Consider the following 23028-nt stretch of genomic DNA (forward strand, 5'->3'; position numbering starts at 1 on the left):
GTCGGCGCAGCACCTGACGCTGCACGTCTTCGAACAGGATGGGGGATGGCATTGGGGCATCGCTATCCCGCGCGTCGCAGGGACCGGCTTTAGAGTCCTCGCATACAGCGAAGTGGCGTTCGCTCAGGAGGTTGATGCGCGTCACGACGGCAATCGTGCGCTCAACGCTCTCGTTAAAAATCCGCCTGTCCGGTGCGGGCCGTGATGAAGGACAAGGTTCGCAAATCGAGGCACGCCACCCATTCAACCGACGCAATGCAGGGAGAAGGTCAGGTCTTACTTGCTTCAGGTACGCTTCGATCGCTTCCTGCAATATCATCCTGAGTTGGCAGGACTTACTTTGGCAGAACTAGTCGAGCACTGGAGTCAGGAAGATCCGTCACATTACCATCTGTGCGAAGCGCGTAGAGCCGGTCGCATCGTATCGAAAGCGATGCACCGGATCGACCCAATGATGCCAGTCCTCGCCATCGGTGACGGGGTTGCTTATGCAGCGCGGAAGCAACAGCGATTCTCCTATCTTTACACGGACGAGGATGCTGCGCAGCGACAAGGCCCAACGTATCTCTCACAGCGCGACACCCACCTTTCACTCATGGATCGTCACGTCGTCCAGTCGACGTGGCAATTGGACCGCAGCGAGAAAGGCAGAGGCGTGAATACCACAGAGGATTAGAAACGCCCACCCGTATGCACTTGAAACCGCATGGCCCACATCGAAGGACTTTAGCTTCCACGCCAGGAATGTCGCGCAAAGAGTAGTCATCGTCGGTCCACCGAGGCGCTGAACGATGTTGAGCGAAGTCGTCGCCATCGGCATTCGCGTTCTGCGTACCGAAGCATAGGCAGCCGTCAGCGACGGCAGCCCCACGCCGCTCATCCCCATTCCCCGTAAAAGCAGAGCGGGTATGAGCACCAAGAGGTTCAGCCCTTGGGCAGCGAGGTACAGCATGGGCAATGTGGCGACGAGCGTCAGGAGAGCGCCTCCCGCAGATACGAGCCGAATGCCGAATCTATCTGTCAGCACGCCCATGAAGGGGTTGGTCAGCATCATGCCGATGCCAAGCGGCGCGAGCATCCAGCCCATTTCACCGGGCGTCCGGCCGCACGCTTGGATGAGAAAGGCCGGGATAAGCATCTGTCCGGCGAACATGCCGCCGTTCGACAGGAATTGCGTGATGGCAGCAGTGGAAAAGACCTTGCCCTTGAACAGCCGCAGATCAATCAGCGCATCGTCTCCCTTTCGCCGCGCTGTCCGCAGGAAAGACACCATCATCGCGACGCTGCCTGCCAAAATAATGCGCCCCGCCGTGTCGTCTAGGCGCTCGGAGCCATACAGAAACATCACCAGTCCGGGCGAAAGCAACGCGAGACCGAGCCAGTCCAGAGTCCGTCGCGTCGTCTCGTTTCGGTCGTTCGGAAGGAACAAGGCCACCAGTAGAAGGGCGACCACCCCGACCGGCAGATTGACCAGAAATAGCCAGCGCCACGACGTATATTGCAGGATGACGCCCGCAATGACGGGACCAAAGACGGGGGCCAGCAGGACGGGAAGCGCCATATAGCCCGCCACCCGCACCATCTGCTTACCTGCCGCCCGCGCGATCATCATCTGGGTCATGGGCGCCAACAGGCCGCCGCTAATGCCCTGCAAGACGCGGAACCCAATCAATGAGGGCGCCGACCAGGCTAGGCCGCACAGCGCCGAGGACAAGGTGAACGCCGAGAAGCACCAGAGATAGAGCGCCTTGGCGCCGATGCGGTCGACCAGCCATCCGTTCAACGGCAGAACCAGGGTGAGCGCCAACAAATAGCCGCTCGTAACCCACTGGATCGTCGAAAGGCTACTTTTCAGCTCCGCCGCGAGGTTTGACAGGGAGACGTTGACGATGGTCGCGTCAAGCTGTGCGAGCAGAGCCCCGAACAGCGCGACACCGGCAATTTTCCAAACTGAGGGATCCAGCCGGTCCGTCGCAGGCGCATCCGCAACCTCGACGGCTTCAGGAGAGTTTTGTGGCATGGCCGCCATTGAACCGGCCGAAATGCCGGGCCGAAAACAGTGAGATCAGGAATGCGCCTGCGCCGAAGGCAACGATGTCGGCTGTATCCCTCAATTGGAAATCACCGACACGGCAGACCAGCAGGTAGCCGATAATGATATTGAAGAAACTCCAGAGCACGTTTATGGTCGACGAAGACAGCCCTTCTCCCGGCGGCTTGGCGAACGGGCTCTGGAATGGCCGTCCCATCATTCCGCTCACGGCATGCGGCACCGCGTTCGCCAGGAAGAAGCCACCGAAGAAATAAGCAAGCAGGGGAAGCCAGGACATCTCAGGCGCTCCTTGTCGAAAGGAGATTGGCAATCTCTTTACTTGTGGCCGCCTCGCCAAGCTGCGGAAAGATCCGTTCAAGGCTGTTGGCATGTGCTTCCGCGCTCGTGTCCGTCATAGCGTCCACAGCGAGGGTGACGTTGAAGCCGAGTTCATGGGCGTGTCGCGCAGTCGACTCGACACCCACGCTCGTCGCGACGCCGCAGACCACCACCTGGGTGATATCGGCGGATTTGAGGTACGCCTCAAGGTCGGTGCCAGTGAACGCGCCCCAAGTTTTCTTGGACACAAGATGATCCTGCGGCTGCTGATTCAGCTCCGGCACCAGCTCTGACCATTCCGGCGGGAACGCGCCGCCGACGTGGGGCTGGCCCTTCCGGCCCGGCGCCGTCCCGACGACGTTCACCAGAACGACAGGAAGGCCATGTTGGCGGAAGGTTGCCGCCAGATGACTGGCGTTCTCCAACACGTCTGCAAAGGGATGGGCGGTGGGAATCGATGCAACGATCTTCTGCAGATCGATGACGATCAGCGCGGTTTTCGAATCAAGTTGAGTTGCAGCCATGTAGGTCTCCTACGGGTTTGAAGTTGATGTTCCTGCGCACCGTTGACGCTGCGAACGAACGTCAGGAATCGCCGACCTGCCGGATGATCGGGATCGCGGCGACAAGCGCCTCCAGGTCAGCCGGATCGAGTTGGCCGAGGGCTCCGACCAACCAGTTTCGCTTCATGGCACGGTGGCTGGTTCTCACCGCCACACCAGCCGCAGTCAGCACAAAAAGGATCTGACGACGATTCGTTGGGTGGGGTCGGCGCTCGATCAGTCCTTCCTGCTCAAGACTCCCCAAGATGACACCCATCGACTGCGGCTTCATCAGTTCTGCGCGCGCTAGATCCGCAGTCGTCATGGGTCCGCTTTGTTCGAGGCGAGCCAGGGCCCCCATATGCGAGAGGGCCAACTCAGTCGGATTGGCTTCAGTGCGTAGTCGGCGCAACACGCGACTGATCGCGGCCGTGAGGTCCTTCGCAACAATGTCCAAGGTGGGATCGGTTGTCATAACTGCACTATATTAAATAGCAGCTAAACTTGCAAATTTAGCTGCTATTTAACGCCTTTGATCTGCTCTAAGGGACATCCACTGCCTGCACCGAATCTGATACTCCTCAAGCGCCAGGCGCCCTCTATCTCCACAATCGCCCGCGATTTTGTTGCACTTTACAACACAGGACAGGCATCTCTAGGAGTCCGACTTCCCGTCGCACCGCCAGTACCAACTCGCACACTGTCTAGTACATCAAGTAGTACACAGGCCATACGCTATCGAGTAGTTTTTACATATAATCAGCCACTTAAATTAATAAATCGAGTCCTCTCCTGGGCTTCGAACAATCGGTCAGAAAAGTACAAAGGAGTCCAAACAAACGGATTGATCCATAGAGCGCGGTGAAGTCTTGGTCCAATACCGCTTATCCCCGAACAACCCAATCCGGACATAGGCAAGTACATCTCAAAGTACATCGAAAGTTCGAGGTGGTGAAATGTACTACCTGCACTGCCAATCATTCGCGACCCGAAGATCTCCGTCTCTCTCCATTTCACTGCCGACAGCCGAACCTCGATAGACCGTGGCGTCTACATGCGGCAACAGACTCGCTACAGGTCGGCGAATAGGCGGCCGACCTCCAACAAAGTTTCCACCATGAGCAGCAGTTCAGCATGCAGTCGTTGAATGCCGGGATTCGGCACCGGCCGTCGGTACATCGACGGACAAGGTTCTCTGCGGCGCCGGTATATGCGGCCATGCACGTTCGCCCCGACCTTCGCCGCTTGCCAACCGGTCCAAATAGTCGGCCCAGTCCTGGCTCATCTTTCGTCGCTGCTCGAAGAATTGGGCTCGATCATATGCGTCTCCGAGCTCCTCATCGCTGCCATGAGCTAGTTGCCGCTCAACGACCTCCTTGTCGTATCCCAAGCGCTCACGAATCAGGGTCCGGCCGGTAGCCCGAAAACCATGTCCAGTCATTTCATGGCCCGAATAGCCGATAGTCCTCAGGGCCGCATTGATTGTCCCGTCCGACATCGGCAACCGCGCCTTCCGGCTGGGGAACACATAGCCTTCCGGGCCGGTCAGTGGATACAGGTCTCTCAGTATTGCCACGGCCTGGCGCGACAGCGGTACCAAGTGCGGTGGCCCGCTATTCTTACGCGCCAACTTCCCCTTCATCATCGCCGCCGGGCAGGTCCACAGCGCCCTGTCGAGGTCGAACTGTTCCCATCGTGCGGTTCTTATCTGGCCTGGCCTCTGAAAAACCAGCGGCACGAACTGCAAGGCCGCGCGGACGATCGGCGTGCCCTTGTAGGAGCGAATTGCCCGCATCAACTGGCCCAGTGATTCTGGGTCGATGATGGCAGCGTAATGCTGCACCGGCGGCGTCCTGACCCCGCCCACCTTGGGGTCGATTGCCGGATTTTCGGACGACTTGATGAGTCCGTTCTCGACAGCATGGCGGAAGATGCAGTTGCAGGTCTCTCTTACCCGTCTCGCTGTGTCGAGGACACCGCGGTCGCGCGCGCGGTGAATGACCTGCTTCACATATTCCGGCGTGGTGATCTCCGCGACCGGCCGCTTGCCAAGCCACGGGTACACGTTTTTGGCGAGCCGTCGTTCAATCTTGTCGAGATAGTCGGGCGACCAGTGCGCCTTTTGTGCAGCAATCCATGCCTTCGCGACAGCTTCGAAGGTGGCCTCTGCGTTGAATCTTGCGCGCCGCTTGTCTTCGCGTCGCTTCTGCATGGGATCAACGCCCCGACGCAACAACTCCCGTGCGGCTGCATGCGCAGCACGCGCTTCCTTCTCCGAGACTTCCGGCCAGCTACCGAAGGCCATGGTCTTGGCTTTTCCCGCGAAGTCGTAATTCCAGCGCCAGAGTTTGGCGCCATCCGGCTTAACGAGCACATAGAGCCGGCCGCCGTCCGACAGGATGTAAGGCTTGACGGCCGGCTTCGCGTTGACAATCTCGAGCCGGGTGAGCTGGTGGAGAGGAGATCGGGCCATCGTTGTATACCGTGTCTGGAACTGAGAACGGATACAACATACTCCGGAAAATACAACGATAAAAGTACGGGTTCTAACAGCCGACCGTGGACGTTTCTGGACTGTCCGGACGCAACAAAAAACCCGCGGAGCCAATAGCCACGCGGGTTTCAGAGACTGCAGACAACTTTTTCAGACTACCTTGGACAGAAACGGATCACGAAACTGGTGGGTGCTGAGAGGCTCGAACTCCCGACCTACGCCTTGTAAGGGCGCCGCTCTACCAACTGAGCTAAGCACCCAGCTTAGCGATTCCTGAACTGCTCGTTGCACTGCTTTTTGCACAACATCTGTGTGCTTCTTTCAGTGCGCTTTTTTTATGTGCTTTTTCAGCACCTTCTGCGCACTATGCCGGCCTGCACGGTGCAAATTGCACAACGACGGCCAGCAAGCCCGCTAGTTTAGCGCATCTTTGAGTGCTTTACCAGGCCGGAATTTCGGGACCTTTGCGGCCTTGATCTTGATCGCATCGCCGGTGCGGGGATTGCGCCCCGTGCGCGCCGTGCGCTTGCCCACGGCAAATGTGCCGAAGCCGACCAGTGTGACCGACCCGCCTTTCTTGAGCGTGCCCTTGACGCCGCCGATCACGGCGTCGAGTGCGCGTCCCGCAGCCGCTTTCGAGATATCGGCTTGCTGAGCGATGTGATCGATCAAATCCGTTTTATTCATTCCAGCCCCCGAGAATGTGTTTGGGTAATCATTGCGACGCTTTGCGCGCCGGGATTCAGGAAAAGACGGGCCCGCCTCTATGCCGGGCTCGCTCATTTAACGGGTCGGAATCGACGGTGTCAAGCCGGGTTCAGCCTGATTTAACGGGACTTTTGAGGAATTCCTTTAGGGCGCGGTGAGGCGCCGCCCCCAGATGCCGCGATCAATCGTCCGGGCGGGGTTTGCACGAGGCTTGCACGGGATTCGCACGGGATTTACACCTCGTTCGCGCAATAAAAAACCCGCGGGCCAAGCCGCGGGTTTTCGGTACATCGCGGGCCGTGCGCAGGACGCGCCGGCCGCCTCATTGCTTCAGCGAACTCAGTGCTTGACCACTTCGGTCGCGCTGGCGTCCGCCGGTTCGGCGACGGGCGCTGCTGCCTTTGCCTCGTCCGCCTTCACTTCCTCTTCCGGCAGCGCCTGCGGCACACGTTCGAGCGCCAGTTCGAGCACCTTGTCGATCCAGCGGACCGGCACGATTTCGATCGCGTTCTTCACGTTGTCCGGAATCTCCGAAAGATCCTTCACGTTCTCTTCCGGGATCAGCACGAGCTTGATGCCACCGCGATGTGCTGCGAGCAACTTCTCCTTCAGACCGCCGATCGGCAGCACTTCGCCGCGAAGCGTGATCTCGCCCGTCATCGCGACGTTGGCGCGCACCGGGATGCCCGTGAGCACCGACACCAGCGCGGTCGTCATCGCGATACCGGCGGACGGACCGTCCTTCGGCGTCGCGCCTTCCGGCACGTGGATGTGGATGTCCTGCTTCTCGAACGCCTCGTCCTTGATGCCAAGACGCCGCGAGCGCGAGCGCACCACCGAGCGTGCCGCTTCGACCGATTCCTTCATGACGTCGCCGAGCGAACCCGTGCGGATCACGTTGCCCTTGCCGGGCATGACCGCCGCTTCGATCGTCAGCAGATCGCCGCCGACTTCGGTCCAGGCGAGGCCCGTGACCTGGCCGATCTGGTTTTCCTTCGCAGCCAGGCCGAAGTCGTACTTGCGCACGCCGAGGAACGTATCGAGATTCGTGCCGTCGACCGTCACCGCGCCCTGCGCCTTCTTCAGCAGAAGCATCTTCACGACCTTGCGGCAGATCTTCGATATTTCGCGCTCGAGCGAACGCACGCCCGCTTCACGCGTGTAATAGCGAATGATGTCGCGGATTGCACCTTCCGTGACCTCGACCTCGCCGGCCTTCAGGCCGTTGTTCTTCTTCTGCTTCGGCAGCAGGTAACGCTGCGCGATGCTGACCTTCTCGTCTTCCGTGTAACCCGACAGGCGGATGACTTCCATCCGGTCGAGCAGCGGCGGCGGGATGTTCAGCGAATTCGACGTGGCGACGAACATCACATCGGAGAGGTCGAAATCGACTTCGATGTAGTGATCGGCGAACGTGTGGTTCTGTTCCGGATCGAGCACTTCGAGCAGCGCCGACGACGGATCGCCGCGGAAATCCATGCCCATCTTGTCGACTTCGTCGAGCAGGAAGAGCGGATTGCGCACGCCGACCTTCGTGAGGCTCTGCAGGATCTTGCCCGGCATCGAACCGATATACGTACGGCGGTGACCGCGAATCTCGGCCTCGTCACGCACGCCGCCGAGCGCCATGCGCACGAACTTGCGATTCGTTGCGCGCGCAATCGACTGGCCCAGCGAGGTCTTGCCGACGCCCGGAGGCCCGACGAGGCACAGGATCGGCGCCTTGACCTTGTCCACGCGTTGCTGCACCGCGAGATATTCGAGAATGCGTTCCTTCACCTTCTCAAGGCCGAAGTGGTCTTCGTCGAGCACAGTCTCGGCGTTCGTGAGGTCGTTGTTGACCTTGCTCTTCTTGCGCCACGGCAGGCCGATCAGCGTGTCGATGTAGTTGCGCACGACCGTCGCTTCCGCCGACATCGGCGACATCAGCTTGAGCTTCTTCAGCTCGGCGTCGGCCTTTTTCTTGGCTTCCTTGGGCATGCGCGCAGCGGTGATGCGCTTCTCGAGTTCCTCGAGATCCGCGCCCTCTTCGCCTTCGCCCAGTTCCTTCTGGATCGCCTTGACCTGCTCGTTCAGGTAGTACTCGCGCTGGCTCTTCTCCATCTGGCGCTTCACGCGGCCGCGGATGCGCTTCTCCACCTGGAGAATGTCGATCTCGGCTTCGAGTTGCGCGAGCAGATGCTCGAGACGCTCCACGACCGGGAACATCTGGAGGATGTGCTGCTTCTGGTCGAGCTTGAGCGGCAGATGTGCGGCGATGGTGTCGGCGAGACGACCCGCTTCGTCGATACCCGACAGCGACGTCAGGATTTCCGGCGGGATCTTCTTGTTCAGCTTTACGTACTGGTCGAATTGCGACACGATCGCGCGGCGCAGCGCTTCGGTTTCGGCGCCGTCGGCATGATCGGGTTCGAGCGGCATCACGTCGCACGAAAACTGCGCTTCCTGCTCTTCAATGGAGAGCGTCTTCGCGCGCTGCAGCCCCTCGACGAGCACTTTCACCGTGCCGTCGGGCAGCTTGAGCATCTGCAGGATGTTTGCAACGCATCCCACTTCGTACATGTCTTTTTCGGTCGGCTCATCCTTCGCGGCGGTTTTTTGCGCGACAAGCATGATGTGCTTGCCGCCTTCCATCGCCGCTTCGAGGGCCTTGATCGATTTCGGCCTGCCCACGAAGAGGGGAATCACCATATGCGGGAAAACTACGACGTCTCGCAGCGGCAGCAGCGGGAGCGTGGTGCGTTCCGGCGGGAGGAGTTGGGTTCCTGACATTTCATTTCCCCATGAGTGGAATCAATTCATTCGATAAGTAAGGCCTGCGACAGCGATTGCAAGCCTCGAGCGTGTGGGAAAAGTTCAGTGACTCCAGAAATAGTGCGCCATCGACCACCAGACAAAACCAGACAAACGAAAAAGCCGTTCATCTCATTGTATGAACGGCTTTTTTCCAGAACTCTTTAGCCGATCACCGCCATTAGTTCGATCCTGCCACCTTCGGCGCGTCTTCGTAGATCAGCAGCGGTTTGCCGTCGCCGTCGATCACGTTGTCGTCGATGATGACCTTGCTCACGCCCTTCATGGCTGGTAGATCGTACATCACGTCGAGCAGCGCCTGCTCGAGGATCGAGCGCAGGCCCCGCGCGCCGGTCTTGCGGCGGATCGCCTTGCGCGCGACCGATTGCAGCGCGGCCGGGCGAATCTCCAGTTCCACGTGCTCCATATTGAAGAGCTTGTGATACTGCTTGACGAGTGCGTTCTTCGGCTCGACCAGGATCTTCATCAGCGCGGCTTCGTCGAGCTTGCCGAGCGTCGCGACCACCGGCAGACGGCCGATCAGTTCGGGAATCAGACCGAACTTGATCAGGTCTTCCGGCTCCACTTCGCGCAGCACTTCGCCCGCGTCGCGCTCCTGCTTGCTCTTCACGCTCGCGCCAAAACCGATGCCGGTCTTTTCGGTGCGGTCGGTGATGACCTTTTCCAGGCCGTCGAACGCGCCGCCGCAGATGAACAGGATGTTGGTCGTATCGACCTGGATGAAGTCCTGGTTCGGGTGCTTGCGGCCGCCCTGCGGCGGAACCGACGCCATCGTGCCCTCGATCAGCTTCAGCAGCGCCTGCTGCACGCCCTCGCCCGACACGTCGCGGGTGATCGACGGGTTATCCGATTTGCGGCTGATCTTGTCGATTTCGTCGATATAGACGATGCCGCGCTGCGCCTTCTCGACCTCGTAGTTGCAGTTCTGCAGCAGCTTCTGAATGATGTTCTCGACGTCCTCGCCCACGTAGCCGGCTTCGGTCAGCGTGGTGGCGTCGGCGATCACGAACGGCACGTTCAGAAGGCGCGCGAGCGTCTGCGCGAGCAACGTCTTGCCGGAGCCCGTGGGCCCGATCAGCAGGATATTGCTCTTGGAAAGTTCGACGTCGTCTTTCTTGTCGAGATGCTTCAGGCGCTTGTAGTGGTTGTACACGGCCACGGCGAGAATCTTCTTCGCCCGTTCCTGGCCGATCACGTACTGGTCGAGGATGTCGCGGATTTCCTGCGGACCCGGCAGGTCCGAGCGCGACAGCGCTGCGTCGACACCGGCGCCTGCGGCTTCGTCGCGAATGATTTCGTTGCACAGGTCGATGCATTCATCGCAGATGAACACCGACGGCCCCGCAATCAGTTTCTTTACTTCATGCTGGCTTTTGCCGCAGAACGAGCAATACAACAGCTTCTCGCTGCTGGAACCTTTCTTGTCCGCCATGGATAGATGAGCCTCCGGACACTCTTTTACATGATACGCCGTTTCCCCCGGCCACACCGGGAGGCGGGTGAACCGCTTGCTGTGACGGCGTGTGGGCCGCAGGCTGCGAGCGCGTTTTCCGATTATTCCACACGGTTCGCGCGGCAGCGCCAATCCCTTTTTCCACGGAGACCGAAGCCTCCGTCGATTGCGGGCGGCGCGCCAGAACGGGCCGGATCAGGGGCGCTTGTGGAGCACCTGGTCGACGAGCCCGTACGCTTGCGCGTCCTCACCGGACATGAAGTTGTCGCGGTCGGTGTCGCGTGCGATGCGCTCGACCGGCTGGCCGGTATGGTGCGCGAGCAGCTGGTTCAGGCGTTCCTTCAGATACAGGATTTCGCGCGCCTGGATTTCGATATCCGACGCCTGGCCGCGCGCGCCGCCGAGCGGCTGGTGGATCATCACGCGCGAATTCGGCAGCGCGAAGCGCTTGCCCTTCGCACCCGACGCGAGCAGGAACGCGCCCATGCTGGCCGCGAGGCCCATGCAAAGGGTCGAAACGTCCGGCTTGATGAACTGCATCGTGTCGTAGATCGCCATGCCGGCCGACACGGAGCCGCCCGGGCTGTTGATGTACAGGCTGATGTCCTTGTCCGGGTTCTCGCTTTCGAGAAACAGCAGTTGCGCGACAACGAGGTTCGCAGTCTGGTCGTTCACTTCGCCGACCATGAACACCACGCGCTCCTTGAGCAGGCGCGAGTAGATGTCGTACGAACGCTCGCCGCGGCCGCTCGTCTCCACGACGATAGGCACGAGCCCGAGCGCCTGCGGTTCGAGATCCCGCGATGCGTGGGAGGTCAACGTATCCAGCGATTGAGCGCGAATGGTCATGCGGTGCATCCTTGTCTGGAAGATCTCTTCTGATTACCCCGTATGGAGGCGGACGCCGCGTAATTCAACCACACTTGCCGAATGGGAAAATTACGCGGACGCAAAAACGGCGTGCTCGCCATCGGAAGCCCCGACAGCCGGCACGCCGCTGCGCGGTCGCCTTAAGCCTGCGCCGTTGCGCTTGCCAGTTCTTCGAAGCTCACGAGCTTGTCCGTCACCTTGGCCTTGTCGAGCACGAAATCCACAACGTTCGATTCGACAACGAAGGCTTCCATTTCGGCGAGACGCTGCTGGTTTGAATAATACCAGCGCACGACTTCCTTCGGGTCTTCGTAACTTTTCGCGAATTCGTCGACTTCGGCACGGATCTGCTCCGGCTTCGCCTCAAGGCTGTTCGCCTTCACGAGTTCGGCCAGCACGAGGCCCAGCTTGACGCGGCGCTCGGCCTGGTCCTTGAACATCTCGGCCGGAATCGGCGCGTCCTTGGCGTTCGGCACGCCGCGCTGCACGAGGTCCGCGCGCGCCATTTCGACGAGGCGCTGCTGGTCCTGCTCGACGAGTGCGTTCGGCACGTCGAGTTCGGAGATCTTCAGGAGCGCGTCCATCACCTGGTTCTTGACGATGGCCTGGGTGCGGCGCTTCGCTTCACGCTCCAGGTTGTCCTTGATCTCGCCGCGCATCTTGACGAGGTCGCCGTCGGCGATGCCGAGCGACTTCGCGAATTCCGCGTCGATCTCCGGCAGGTACGGCCACTCGATCTTGTGCATCGTGATCGTGAACTTCGCGGTCTTGCCCGCGACGTCCTTGCCGTGATAGTCCGCCGGGAAGCTCAGGTCGAATTCACGCGACTCGCCTTGCTTCAGGCCAAGTGCAGCCGTTTCGAATTCCGGCAGCATGCGGCCTTCGCCCAGCACGAACGTGAAGCCTTCTGCCGTGCCGCCCGGGAATGCGACGTCGTCGATCTTGCCGACGAAGTCGACCGTCACGCGGTCGCCGCTCTTCGCTGCGGTGTCGGCGCCGCCGTCACCGTGCTCGCCCGCGTCGCCGCGCGCGTGGAAATGCACGCGCTGCTTGCGCAGGATGTCGAGCGTGCGATCGATTTCGGTATCGGCGATCGACGTGGTCGTGCGCTCGATTTCGGCGGTTGCGACGTCACCGATCTTGACTTCGGGATAGACCTCGAAGGTCGCGTCGAACGCGTAGGCGCCTTCAGCGGCCTCGGTCTTCGGGGCGAAGCTCGGCTGGCCGGCAACGCGCAGGTTCTCGGCGCGGCTGATGTCGAAGAACTCCTTGCCGATCTTGTCGCTCAGGACTTCGGCTTCGACCTGGCCCGAGTACTGCTGCGTGACCATCTTGAGCGGCACCTTGCCCGGGCGGAAACCCGGCATGCGCACGTTCTTCGCGAGTTGGCGGATGCGCGAATCCACTTCTTTCTGCACGGCATCCTTCGGCAGGGAAATCGTCACGCGGCGTTCGAGCTTGCCGAGGTTTTCAACAACGTTAGCCATGGCTTCAATCGTCCTAAAATTTATTCGAGCGAATCAGTAATCTTTGCTGTGCCGCGGTCCGCCTGCCCAGTCGGGCATGCGGTGAGGCGACCCACAGCGCCTGCACCTCGTTGCGCCGCTTGCAGGTGCTTGTGCGCCCAATGCTGGCAACCCCCGCTGGCAACCCCGCGCCGCCTTTCACACGCACGCGCGACCAAGGCCGCCTGCGCGCTCCGGAACCCGCCCATGCGTGCGCTCTGCTGCACCGCAATGAGCGATTTGCGACGCGGTTCCGTCAAAAGAGCCAAGTATTTTAGCAAACTATTTCCGCCGTCAAATGGATTTGCCGCACGGTTCCTCCCGGGATGGCGCTGGAACACGGCATTCGTGCGTGCGCAACCGGCACAAATCGTCCGCAAACCCGCCATAAACCGCATACCGGGCACTTCCTCGCACAGCGTTAAAGCGCCAATCGGGCCGGGCGAGTTCGCCGCCGATGCAAATCGTGGCCGCCGCGCTGGCTGCTAATCCACGCTGATTCACCCCGATCCACGCCTATCCACGTTAGCGAATGTGGCATATCCAGCCCGCACGACAGCGCTGTTAAGCTAGCGGTCTGGCCGACCGCCCCGCCGGCCTCAGCCGACGCCTGCCTATACCAACCCTTGCCAGCATCGAGACACCATGTCCAACCCGTCGCCTGACATTCCCGTCGTCGTCATTGCTCCGGATTCGTTCAAAGGCTCGCTCAGTGCGGACGGCGTGGCCGCCGCGATCGCCGAAGGCATCCGCCGCGCGCGACCGGACTCGGATATCCGCCTGTGCCCGATGGCCGATGGCGGCGAAGGCACGCTCGACGCGATGCTCCTCGCAGGCGGTAAGCGCCATGTAATCAGCGTGCGCGGCGCAGCCGGGCCGATGCGCGCCGCCGCGGTCGGCTTGCTGCAGGACGGCAGCGCGATGGTCGAAACCGCCGAAATCGTCGGCATCACCGATCCCGTGGGCATGGGCGTGCCGGTCGCAGCGCGCAGCACGATCGGCATGGGTCAGGCGATCCGCATGCTGCTCGACGAAGGCGTGCGGCGCTTCTACGTCGCGCTCGGCGGCAGCAGTACAAACGATGCCGGTGCGGGTCTGCTCGTCGGTCTCGGACTACAGCTCTTCGACGCAGCGGGCCAGCCTGTCGACCCCACGCCCGAAGCGCTCGTGCGCGTGGCGCGTGTCGACGTGTCGGGCCTCGATGCGCGGCTCGCCGAGGCGTCGTTCGTCGCCATGTCCGACGTCGACAATCCGCTTACGGGCGAGCACGGTGCAACGGCCGTGTTCGGTCCGCAAAAGGGCGTGACGCCGGAACAGGTCGCGCCGATCGACACGGCACTCGCGCACTTCGCCGACCTCGTCGAAGAGGCGCTCAATCGTCGTGTGCGCAATGAAGCGGGTTCGGGGGCGGCGGGCGGACTCGGCTTCGCGCTGCGCATGCTCGGCGCGAGCATCGAACCGGGCGCGGAAGTCGTCGCCCGTCAGATCGGCCTCGATACTGCATTGCGCGGCGCAAACTGGCTCATCACGGGCGAGGGCCGTTCGGACGTGCAAACGCTGCATGGCAAGGCGCCTTTCATTGCTTGCCGTCATGCGCAGGCCGCGGGCGTGCCCGCCACGCTGCTCTCCGGCGCGGTCGATCCCGCCGCGCTGCCTCGCCTGTCGGAACACTTCAGCGGCTGCTTTTCGCCGGCACCCGGACCGATCACGCTGGACGCGGCGATCCGCGACGCGGCGACGCTGCTCACGAACGTTACCGAACAGCTTGCACGCTTGCGTTTCGGCACGCGCTGACGCGCAACTGTCTTCCTCGTTAAGCGGTTAAAAGATGCGCGCACCACGTTCTTGCGTGGCATGTATTTCGCACTCCGCGACGTTGACCCGCGGGCCGGTTGCGGCAACAATCACATCACGCGCAGTAGCCTTGCGCACCCCTCACGCATTGCGCATTCCCCCTACGCAACCAGGACGATCATGAAGGCAAGCAAAGCCGGACTCGAGCAATATTTGACTTATCGGCTCCATGTCCTGAACAAGCTCTCCGAACGGGGCAGCACCGAACGCTACCAGGCGAAGCTCGGCATCACGCTGCCCGAGGCGCGGCTCATTGGCGCTGTAGGCGCATTCGGCCCGTTCTCGGTGATGGAACTCGCACGCCACGCGAATCTCGACAAGAGCCAGGCAAGTCGCGCGGCCGAGGCGCTGATGCGCCGCGGCCTCATGCGCCGCGACGCGAGCGAGGAGGATGGCCGCCTCGTACTCGTGTCGCTCACGCCAGAAGGACGTGCGCTCTACCGCAAGGTGATGCCGATCGCGCGCAAGTGGAATCAGGACTTGTTTTCCTGCCTCGACGACAAAGAACGCGAAACGCTGGGGCGCGCGCTCAGCAAGGTCATCGAGGCTTACGAGATCTAGCCGGTTTCATCGCCACGCGGCGAGCGGAAGTCTGGAGAAAAGGAAAAGGCCGGTGTAGAACCGGCCTCGAATGATTGCTGCCTGGATACAGGCCGGATACACGCCGCGCGCGTATCCGGTTATCGGGAAAAGAGAGTTGGTGCGTGAGGCCGGACTCGAACCGGCACACCCTTGCGGGCGTCAGGACCTAAACCTGGTGCGTCTACCAATTTCGCCACTCACGCGAATCTTTTCGCCTGCTCGCAGGGCCGCTGAGAGGGCCGCTGCGATCTCGCGTGCCATTCAACCGTGTGAATCTCCCGTTGCAGACGCTGCCGGGCAGGACGGGCACGATATTCACGTGCACACGCCTCCAATGCGCAGGCGCGAAATTCTAACCGATTGCCTGGCGCTTGTCTGCATGTGCACGATGCTAGAATCGCCAGTTTGCCGCCACAGCCCGGGCCGTTGCCCGTTGTTTGCCGCCGCGGCGCACATCCCCACCCCGCAGACACCGTGAACTTCGACGACTACTGCCAGCAAAAGGCGGCTCCGCCCGGATCAGGCACCTACTACGCGCTGCGCCAGGCAAACGCCGCGCGCCAACCGCTTCTCGCCGCCCTCTTCGCACTGCGCCGCGAACTGGAAGAAACCGCGAAGGAAACGAGCGACCCCACCGTCGGGCGCACGAAGCTCGCGTGGTGGCAAAAGGAACTCGCCGGGCTTGCTGCTGCCGGTAACGGCGCAGGAAGCGGCGCGGACAACACCGCGCAGGCGCATCCCGTGACGCAGGCGCTCGCGCACCATCTCGACGATGTCAAGGCGACATACCCCGCGCTGCAGGCGTTGCTCGCCGGTTACGCGATGGACTTCGATCAGGCGCGCTATCTCGACTTCCCCAACCTTCGGCACTACATGGACGCCGTCGGCGGCACGTTCGCCACGCTCGTCGCACGCGTGAGCGCACGCGATGCGAGCGCCGCCGCGCAATGGGCCGCGCCGCTCGGCAACGCGCTGATGCTCGCGCAATTCGTGCCGGAGATCGGCAACGATGCGCGCCATGGCCGCGTCTACATTCCGATCGACGAACTGCAGCGCTACAACGTCACCGCCGCCGATCTGATCAATCGCCGCTACAGCGACGAATTCACCGAACTCATGAAGTTCCAGACGGCGCGTGCGCGCGAAGCGATCGCCGCCGCACTCGACGGCATTCCCGCCGCCGAACGGCGCGGTCAGCGTACGCTGCGCTCGCTCGCGGCGCTGTCGCTTGCCCTGCTGGAGGAAGTGGAGCGCGAGCGCTTCCAGGTGCTGCATCAGCAGATCGTGCTGACGCCGATCCGCAAGCTCTGGATCGCGTGGCGCGCGGCTCGGCGCGCCTGAAACACGTATCGCCCGATCACACGCGCAGCACCGGCAGCGGCTGGAAGCGGTCCTGCAGCACGGCCTGTGCGTCGAGCCCCCACCACGGCCCCAGCACCGTCGCATAGAGCTGCCGGAAATCGACGCCCGCCGGCAGATTCCCGTCGCCGTCGAGCCGCGCCAGTTGCGGCGCCTGGCCGTACAGGCCGCCCGCGATGCGGCCACCGGCCACGAAGTGCGCGCACGCCGTGCCGTGGTCGGTTCCGCGGTCCGGGTTTTCACGCACGCTGCGGCCAAACTCCGCGTACGTGACGATCATCGTGCGATCCCAGCGGCCAAGTTCGACGAGCGCATCGCGCATCGCCACCATGCCCGCAGCGAACTGATGCAGCAGGGCCGCATGCCGGCCCGGCTGGTTCTCGTGCGTATCGAAGCCGTTCAGCGTGAGCCGGATCGCCGCGATGCCCTCGCCCGGCACAGGTACACCCTGTACCGTGTCGCCCGACGCGAGCACCTGCATGGCCGTCTTGATCGACGTGCCGAACGGCCCCGGCGGAAACACGGTCTTCAGCGCGTACTGCTGCGAGCGCCTCGGGCGCAACCGGTCGGCAACCTTGAGGATGTCGCGTTCGACGTCGAGAAGGCGGGCAAGCGTCGGATCGGGCTCATCCAATGATGTCGGCGTGATGAGGCGCGACGCGAGCGCAAGGCGCGCCGGATTCACGAGCGTAATCACGCGCTCGCCGTTCGCGAGCGGGCCTGTCTCCGCACTGCCGAGCACGAGTCCATCCGTCGCGAAGCTCGTCGGCACCGGCGCGTTCGCGAATGCACGTGCGAGCCAGCCGTCGCGCAGGTACTGATCCGGGCGCGACGCGGTGTCCCATATTTCGGTCGAACGGAAGTGCGACAGATTCGGCTGCGCGTACCCCACGCCCTGCACGATCGCCAGCCGCCTCGCGCGCCACATCGGCATGAGCGGCGCAAGCGCCGGATGCAGCGCCGTGCGTTCGTCGAGCTGGATCGCCCGATCGCGGCGCACGCCGATGTTCGCGCGATAGCGGCGGTAAAGCGGATCGGCGAACGGCACGACGGTGTTGAGTCCGTCGTTGCCGCCCTTGAGTTCGACGAGGATCAGCAGATTGTCGTAGCCCGGCTCAAACGGACCTGCCGCGCCGCTTCGCGCGTGAGCCGCGCCCGGCAGCCACAGCGCCATTCCCGCCGCAGCGCTCGCCGCCAGAAACTCGCGTCGCTTCATGGTGCGTCCTGCCTCTCGTGGCGGCCGCGCGAACTGCCCCGCTCCCTCATTCGACTGTTCATTTCAATTGGTGCTTCAGGTCCATCAGCAGTGCTTCAAGATGCGCCCGCACTGGTCGCGGGCGCAAACGCATTGGCGGAGTCGATCGGCAGCACGTTGCGCTTCGCTTGCGCCCGCGGCGCCGGTGCGCGCACATCATCCGTGTTCGCGTCCAACGGTGCAAGCCGTCCGTTTGAAATCGAAGCAATCGTCGCGCACGCATGCGCGTAGATTCGATCGTACAAATAGACTGATCGGCAAACGATTGCACCTGAGCAGCGTCAAACGTGATTCGCTTAATCGCCTCGCAAGCGAAGCGAGGAGAAAACCCATGTGCTTTGAATATCGCGGCCCGGCAAATGATCCGCAACGGATGTTGATTTCGCAATTGCCAGGTAATGGCCATTAAATCGATCATGCGTGCACCGGGAACGACGCTGTCTCGCGCGGCAATGCACTCAGCGCTTGTAAAGCTCGCGCACCGCGTCTTCGATGTGCTGGCGCAGGAGGCGGCGCTCTTCGGGTGTCATGTGGCCATCGCGGCGCCGCTGGTCGAGGTCGGGCGGAACACCGGGCGTGTGCGAGTTCAGATCGGAGGCGGGATAATCGGGCGGATCGCTGCGGAAGCGGTGCGCAGGCGGCTTGTAGCCCACGGGATGCGAGGACATGTGAGGGCCGTCATGCCGGTTGATGGAGGGCCCGGCGCTGGCCGTGGCCGGATCCAATGCGGCCACGATGCCACCGGCTAGCGCCAGTGCAATCATGGTATGGCGCATTGTCGGCCTGACCCCTCCCTTCATTCTGTTCCCTTCGTCACGCGGCAAACAGCTACCTTGAATCCGTGCAAACCCGCGTTGGTGCGAGCGGCAATTTAAAGTCGGATGAAGTATCTACCGAACCGCCGCATTCCGTAAAGGAGTCTATCCGTCAGCTCTTGATGCCGTGGCACACCACGGGTAAATTTTGTAACTGACTGTAACCCGTTAATTGGTGCAAACTCGCACTACAGTCCAATCGCGATAAGATGCCTGCCATGGAAACCAAGAACCCCTCGAAAATCCTGGTTGTCGACGACGACCCGCGCCTGCGTGATTTGCTGCGGCGTTATCTCGGCGAGCAGGGTTTCAATGTCTACGTTGCTGAAAACGCACCCGCCATGAACAAGCTGTGGGTGCGCGAACGTTTCGATCTGCTTGTGCTCGACCTCATGCTGCCGGGTGAAGACGGTCTGTCGATCTGCCGCCGTCTGCGCGGGAGCAACGACCGCACGCCCATCATCATGCTCACGGCAAAGGGCGAGGATGTGGATCGCATCGTCGGCCTGGAAATGGGCGCCGACGATTATCTGCCGAAGCCATTCAATCCGCGCGAACTCGTCGCGCGCATTCACGCGGTGCTGCGCCGCCAGGCACCTTCGGAATTGCCGGGCGCACCGTCGGAAACCACCGAGGTCTTCGAATTCGGCGAATTCGCGCTGAACCTCGCCACGCGTACGCTGACGAAAGCCGGCCAGGAAATTCCGCTCACCACGGGCGAGTTTTCGGTGCTGAAGGTTTTCGCGCGCCACCCGCGTCAACCGCTCTCGCGCGAAAAGCTCATGGAGCTGGCGCGCGGTCGCGAATACGAAGTGTTCGACCGCAGTCTCGATGTGCAGATTTCGCGTCTGCGCAAGCTGATCGAGCCTGATCCGGGCAGTCCGCGCTTCATCCAGACGGTCTGGGGCCTTGGCTACGTATTCATTCCGGACGGCGCAGCCTGAACCGGCTGGGCGTCTGCAATTCCTCTGTTTGACAGGAAGGTCCCATGCGGATTGACCGGCGTCTGCTGACGCTTGCGTTCGGCGACCTGTTCTGGCGCACCTTCCTGCTGATCGCACTGCTAATCGCGGTCAGTCTTGCGGCGTGGTTTCAGAGCTTTCGCGTGATCGAGCGCGAACCGCGCGCGCAGCGCGTGGCGCTGCAGCTCGTCGCGGTCGTGAAGCTCACGCGCACCGCGCTGCTCTATTCCGATCCCGACCTGCGCCGCGCGCTGCTCCAGGACCTGGAGAGCAACGAAGGCGTGCGCGTCTATCCGCGCGAAGCCACCGACAAATACAAGCTCCAGCCCGACGAATCGCTGAACCGGCTGATCGAGCACGACATCCGCGGGCGCCTTGGCGACGACACCGTCATCGCCCAGTCGGTCAACGACATTCCGGGCGTGTGGATCAGCTTCAAGATCGACGACGACGATTACTGGGTCGCGCTCGACCGCGATCAACTCGATAACGTCACCGGGCTGCAGTGGGTCGGATGGGGCGTGTCCGCGCTCGCGCTTTCGCTTTTTGGCGCGGCGTTCATCACGAGTCTCGTGAACCGCCCGTTCGCGCGGCTCGCGATGTCGGCACGCATGGTGGGCTCCGGGCAGTCGCCCGCGCCACTGCCCGAGAGCGGCATGGGCGTGGCCGCCGAAACCAACCGAAGCTTCAACCAGATGGTGCGAGATCTCGAACAGCTGGAAGCGGATCGCGCACTGATGCTGGCGGGCATCTCGCACGATCTGCGCACGCCGCTCGCGCGGCTGCGGCTGGAGACGGAGATGAGTCCGTCCGACCAGACAACCAAGGATGCGATGATCGACGACATCGAGCAGATGGACCTGATCATCGGCCGCTTCCTCGACTATGCCCGTCCGGTACAGCGCATGACTGAACGCGTCGACCTCTCGGTGATCGCGGGCGAAATGGCCGCGCGCATGGCGAGCGAAGACGGAGTGCGGCTCATCACGCGCCTCGCGCCGTCCGCCATGATCGAAGCCGACGACACCGACATGCGCCGCGTCCTCGGCAACCTGATCGAAAACGCCCGCAAATACGGCGCGAGCGACTCGGATGGCATTCCGCACATCATGCTCGAAACGCGCGTCTCGCATTCGCGCGTGGAGCTGTCGGTCGTCGATGAAGGGCCTGGCATTCCCGAAGACCAGATCGCACTCGTGACGCGTCCGTTCTATCGCGTCAACAGCGCCCGCACGCAGGCCAACGGCACCGGCCTCGGCATGGCGATCGTGCAGCGGCTCGTAGGCCGCTATCGCGGCGCGCTGCGCCTGCGCAACCGCCTGCCCGGCCCCGGGCTCGAGGTGACGATCGAGTTTCCGCTCGCCAAGGGCGTATAAACGTCACAGCCAGCGGCACGGCGCACTTCGCCGCACCCGGCCATATCAGCAGCTTTCCCCTCGCCCGCGCAAGGCCTGCGGCACATCGTCGTGCCGTACGAGCGCCGCGGCTGTCACAATCGTCTTGATCAAGCCGATCACTCTCTCACCTGGAGCGGCAGCATGAAGACAGTGGGCGACAAACTCGAAGCCTTCTCCGTCACCGCGGCGAAGCCCGGATTCAACCAGCCGGAAGAAAACGGCGAGTCGGCGTTTCTCGACATTACCGAGCGGACGTTCTCGTCGAAATGGAAAATCATCTACTTCTATCCGAAGGACTTCACGCTCGTCTGCCCGACCGAGATCGTCGGCTTCGCGCGGCTGCAAAAAGCGTTCGAGGACCGCGAAGCCGTGCTGATGGGCGGCAGCTGCGACAACGAGTACGTGAAGCTCGCGTGGCGCCGCGAAAACGCGGAACTCGACCGCCTGAACCACTATTCGTTCGGCGACGTGAAGGGTGAGTTGATCGACCAGCTCGGCGTGCGCGACCAGGAGCAAGGTGTGGCGCTGCGCGCCACCTTCATCGTCGATCCCGACAACGTGATCCAGCACGTCTCCGTCGACCATCTGAACATCGGGCGCAATCCCGACGAGATCCTGCGCGTGCTCGATGCCCTGCAAACCGGCGAGCTGTGCCCGAGCGGACGCCCCATCGGCGGCGCGACGCTTTAGGCCCTAGGCGCGCAAGCGCGCGGACTCCGCCTCGGCGTGCACCGGCAGCCACTGATCGATCGCGGCCTGGAGCGCGCGCTTTTTCTCCAGCACCCGCTTTTCGAGCAGTTGCCACGACAGCAGCGCAAGCACGAACGCCAGTGCGAATTGCAGCACAAGCGGCAGCACGAGCGGCACGACGGCATCGGCGGCAGGCGGCAAGCCGAGCCTCGTGTAGAGCGCGGGATCTTCGCCCAGTTTCGACGGCACAAGATTGTGAAAGAGATAGAAGCCGTAGCTGATGGTGCCGAGGTAAGCAAGCGGACGCGCGTCGAGCGCGGCGACGAGTGCATTGCCCTGGCTGCGCACGATCCACACGAACACGGCGCACAACGAGAGCGCGAGGCCGATATCGAGCAGTCCCGGCAGCACGGCACGCTGCTGTGCGACGCACGCTGCGCAATCCGCGCGGCCCACCGCGAATGCGGCGAGACTCGCAAAACCGGCCGCGAGCCACCATGCGCTCACACTGCCGTTCCCCACAGGCGCGCGCGCGCCGACGATCGCCACCGCACCGCCGAGCGCAATCAGCGCGAAATTCCACGGTGAGAATGCATAGACGAGCGGCGCGCTCGCCCCATGCAGGTAGAGCGCGAGATGGATCAGCGCGGCGCAGCCAATCGCCGCCGCGCATATCGCGAGATGCCGGGATGCACGCGAGAACAGCAGCGCGAACGGCGCGGCGAAATAGAACTGCTGCTCGACCGCGAGACTCCAGAAATGCGAAACGGTGCCCGGCCATCTATCGTGAACCACCCCGATCCAGTAATTTGAAAGGAATGCGAAATGCCATGCGAGGCCCAGCTCGACCTCACGCTGATAAAACAGCGCATGCGCGATGGTCAGCGCGATCAGCAGCAGATAGTAGACCGGCACGATGCGCAGTGCGCGCTTGATGAAGAACACGTAGAGCACGGCGTCTCTGCGCGCCGTGTGCTGCTCGATGCGCAGACGGTTGCGATGCAGTTCGCCGACGATCAGATAACCGCTGATCAAAAAGAACAGCCACACGCCGAGCTTGCCTACGTCGACTGCCTCCACGTGGGCCTTGTGCGCGAGAAACACGAGCACCACCGCAAGCGCCCGCAGGCCATCGAGGCCTTTCACATGCCTTTCGTTCGCCGTCATTGCCCTTCCCGAGTCTCGACAAGAGCCCAGTATCGGCAGAAATAAACAGAAATTTATCGGCAAGAAAAGCACGGGCGATGATTGCAGATGCAATCATCGCCCGTTCGTGGGTACAGGTACGAGGCTTGCGCCGCACCGGCCGCAATTTACTTTACGAACCGCTTTACGTACTTCTTTACGAACCGCTTTA

Annotated in this window: 19 protein-coding genes and 2 tRNA genes; 6 read left to right on the top strand and 15 right to left on the bottom strand. The window is 62.2% G+C overall.

Annotation, left to right across the window (positions count from 1 at the left end):
- Positions 1 to 589: 589 nt before the first annotated feature.
- The 11 genes from ACFPTO_RS04560 to tig form a co-directional block, all read right to left on the bottom strand.
- The gene (locus ACFPTO_RS04560) at positions 590 to 2029 is read right to left on the bottom strand and encodes a DHA2 family efflux MFS transporter permease subunit (RefSeq protein WP_377709783.1); all 1440 of its coding nucleotides are present in this window, start codon (positions 2027 to 2029) and stop codon (positions 590 to 592) included.
- Entirely contained in the window at positions 2001 to 2330 is a 330-nt protein-coding gene (locus tag ACFPTO_RS04565; RefSeq protein WP_377709785.1) for a hypothetical protein, read from the bottom strand. The genes ACFPTO_RS04560 and ACFPTO_RS04565 overlap by 29 nt, the downstream gene beginning before the upstream one ends.
- Position 2331: 1 nt before the next feature.
- Positions 2332 to 2895, bottom strand: a complete 564-nt coding sequence (locus ACFPTO_RS04570) for a cysteine hydrolase family protein (protein ID WP_377709786.1) — start codon at positions 2893 to 2895, stop codon at positions 2332 to 2334.
- A 61-nt stretch (positions 2896 to 2956) separates the two neighbouring features.
- Positions 2957 to 3388 carry a MarR family winged helix-turn-helix transcriptional regulator gene (locus ACFPTO_RS04575; RefSeq protein WP_377709787.1) on the bottom strand — a complete coding sequence of 144 codons (432 nt, stop codon included), beginning with the start codon at positions 3386 to 3388 and terminating at the stop codon, positions 2957 to 2959.
- A 654-nt stretch (positions 3389 to 4042) separates the two neighbouring features.
- Entirely contained in the window at positions 4043 to 5386 is a 1344-nt protein-coding gene (locus ACFPTO_RS04580; RefSeq protein ID WP_377709788.1) for a tyrosine-type recombinase/integrase, read from the bottom strand.
- Positions 5387 to 5591: 205 nt separating this feature from the next.
- Positions 5592 to 5667, bottom strand: a tRNA-Val gene (locus ACFPTO_RS04585).
- Between the two features lie 154 nt (positions 5668 to 5821).
- On the bottom strand, positions 5822 to 6190 hold the full coding sequence (locus ACFPTO_RS04590) for an HU family DNA-binding protein (RefSeq protein ID WP_377709790.1): 369 nt from the start codon (positions 6188 to 6190) through the stop codon (positions 5822 to 5824).
- 264 nt (positions 6191 to 6454) lie between these two features.
- Entirely contained in the window at positions 6455 to 8887 is a 2433-nt protein-coding gene (gene lon, locus ACFPTO_RS04595) for an endopeptidase La (RefSeq protein WP_377709792.1), read from the bottom strand.
- A gap of 202 nt (positions 8888 to 9089) precedes the next feature.
- A complete protein-coding gene (gene clpX, locus ACFPTO_RS04600; protein ID WP_377709793.1) occupies positions 9090 to 10361 on the bottom strand; it encodes an ATP-dependent Clp protease ATP-binding subunit ClpX in 1272 nt (423 codons plus the stop codon).
- Positions 10362 to 10577: 216 nt separating this feature from the next.
- Complete coding sequence (clpP, locus tag ACFPTO_RS04605; protein WP_293041820.1) at positions 10578 to 11231, bottom strand: ATP-dependent Clp endopeptidase proteolytic subunit ClpP; 654 nt, start codon at positions 11229 to 11231, stop codon at positions 10578 to 10580.
- 161 nt (positions 11232 to 11392) lie between these two features.
- Entirely contained in the window at positions 11393 to 12739 is a 1347-nt protein-coding gene (gene tig / locus ACFPTO_RS04610; RefSeq protein WP_377709794.1) for a trigger factor, read from the bottom strand.
- A gap of 663 nt (positions 12740 to 13402) precedes the next feature.
- On the opposite strand from tig, the gene ACFPTO_RS04615 reads away from it, so the two are divergent.
- Together ACFPTO_RS04615 and ACFPTO_RS04620 are read left to right on the top strand one after the other, a co-directional pair.
- Complete coding sequence (locus ACFPTO_RS04615) at positions 13403 to 14551, top strand: glycerate kinase (RefSeq protein WP_377709796.1); 1149 nt, start codon at positions 13403 to 13405, stop codon at positions 14549 to 14551.
- 180 nt (positions 14552 to 14731) lie between these two features.
- The gene (locus ACFPTO_RS04620) at positions 14732 to 15172 is read left to right on the top strand and encodes a MarR family winged helix-turn-helix transcriptional regulator (protein ID WP_377709797.1); all 441 of its coding nucleotides are present in this window, start codon (positions 14732 to 14734) and stop codon (positions 15170 to 15172) included.
- Positions 15173 to 15309: 137 nt separating this feature from the next.
- On the opposite strand, the gene ACFPTO_RS04625 is transcribed toward ACFPTO_RS04620, so the two are convergent.
- Positions 15310 to 15396 (bottom strand) — tRNA-Leu (locus ACFPTO_RS04625).
- A gap of 271 nt (positions 15397 to 15667) precedes the next feature.
- Here ACFPTO_RS04625 and ACFPTO_RS04630 point away from each other — a divergent pair.
- The gene (locus ACFPTO_RS04630) at positions 15668 to 16534 is read left to right on the top strand and encodes a squalene/phytoene synthase family protein (RefSeq protein ID WP_377709799.1); all 867 of its coding nucleotides are present in this window, start codon (positions 15668 to 15670) and stop codon (positions 16532 to 16534) included.
- A 16-nt stretch (positions 16535 to 16550) separates the two neighbouring features.
- Here ACFPTO_RS04630 and ACFPTO_RS04635 read toward each other — a convergent pair whose 3' ends face one another.
- Both ACFPTO_RS04635 and ACFPTO_RS04640 read right to left on the bottom strand, forming a co-directional pair.
- The gene (locus ACFPTO_RS04635; protein ID WP_377709800.1) at positions 16551 to 17768 is read right to left on the bottom strand and encodes a DUF1501 domain-containing protein; all 1218 of its coding nucleotides are present in this window, start codon (positions 17766 to 17768) and stop codon (positions 16551 to 16553) included.
- A 497-nt stretch (positions 17769 to 18265) separates the two neighbouring features.
- Entirely contained in the window at positions 18266 to 18607 is a 342-nt protein-coding gene (locus ACFPTO_RS04640; RefSeq protein ID WP_377709801.1) for a hypothetical protein, read from the bottom strand.
- Positions 18608 to 18831: 224 nt separating this feature from the next.
- Here ACFPTO_RS04640 and ompR point away from each other — a divergent pair, with 224 nt between their 5' ends.
- From ompR to ACFPTO_RS04655, 3 genes are all read left to right on the top strand, one after another.
- Positions 18832 to 19566: an osmolarity response regulator transcription factor OmpR gene (gene ompR / locus ACFPTO_RS04645; RefSeq protein WP_377709802.1), complete on the top strand. Its 735-nt coding sequence runs from the start codon at positions 18832 to 18834 to the stop codon at positions 19564 to 19566.
- A 44-nt stretch (positions 19567 to 19610) separates the two neighbouring features.
- Positions 19611 to 20960 carry an ATP-binding protein gene (locus tag ACFPTO_RS04650; protein ID WP_377709803.1) on the top strand — a complete coding sequence of 450 codons (1350 nt, stop codon included), beginning with the start codon at positions 19611 to 19613 and terminating at the stop codon, positions 20958 to 20960.
- A gap of 162 nt (positions 20961 to 21122) precedes the next feature.
- Positions 21123 to 21671, top strand: a complete 549-nt coding sequence (locus ACFPTO_RS04655; protein ID WP_293045679.1) for a peroxiredoxin — start codon at positions 21123 to 21125, stop codon at positions 21669 to 21671.
- 3 nt (positions 21672 to 21674) lie between these two features.
- Here the strand turns inward: ACFPTO_RS04655 and ACFPTO_RS04660 are convergent, their stop codons facing one another.
- Positions 21675 to 22838 carry an acyltransferase family protein gene (locus tag ACFPTO_RS04660; RefSeq protein ID WP_377709804.1) on the bottom strand — a complete coding sequence of 388 codons (1164 nt, stop codon included), beginning with the start codon at positions 22836 to 22838 and terminating at the stop codon, positions 21675 to 21677.
- Positions 22839 to 23028 lie beyond the last annotated feature (190 nt).

It is taken from the genome of Paraburkholderia denitrificans, from assembly GCF_042655705.1.
Classification (GTDB): Bacteria; Pseudomonadota; Gammaproteobacteria; order Burkholderiales; family Burkholderiaceae; genus Paraburkholderia; species Paraburkholderia denitrificans.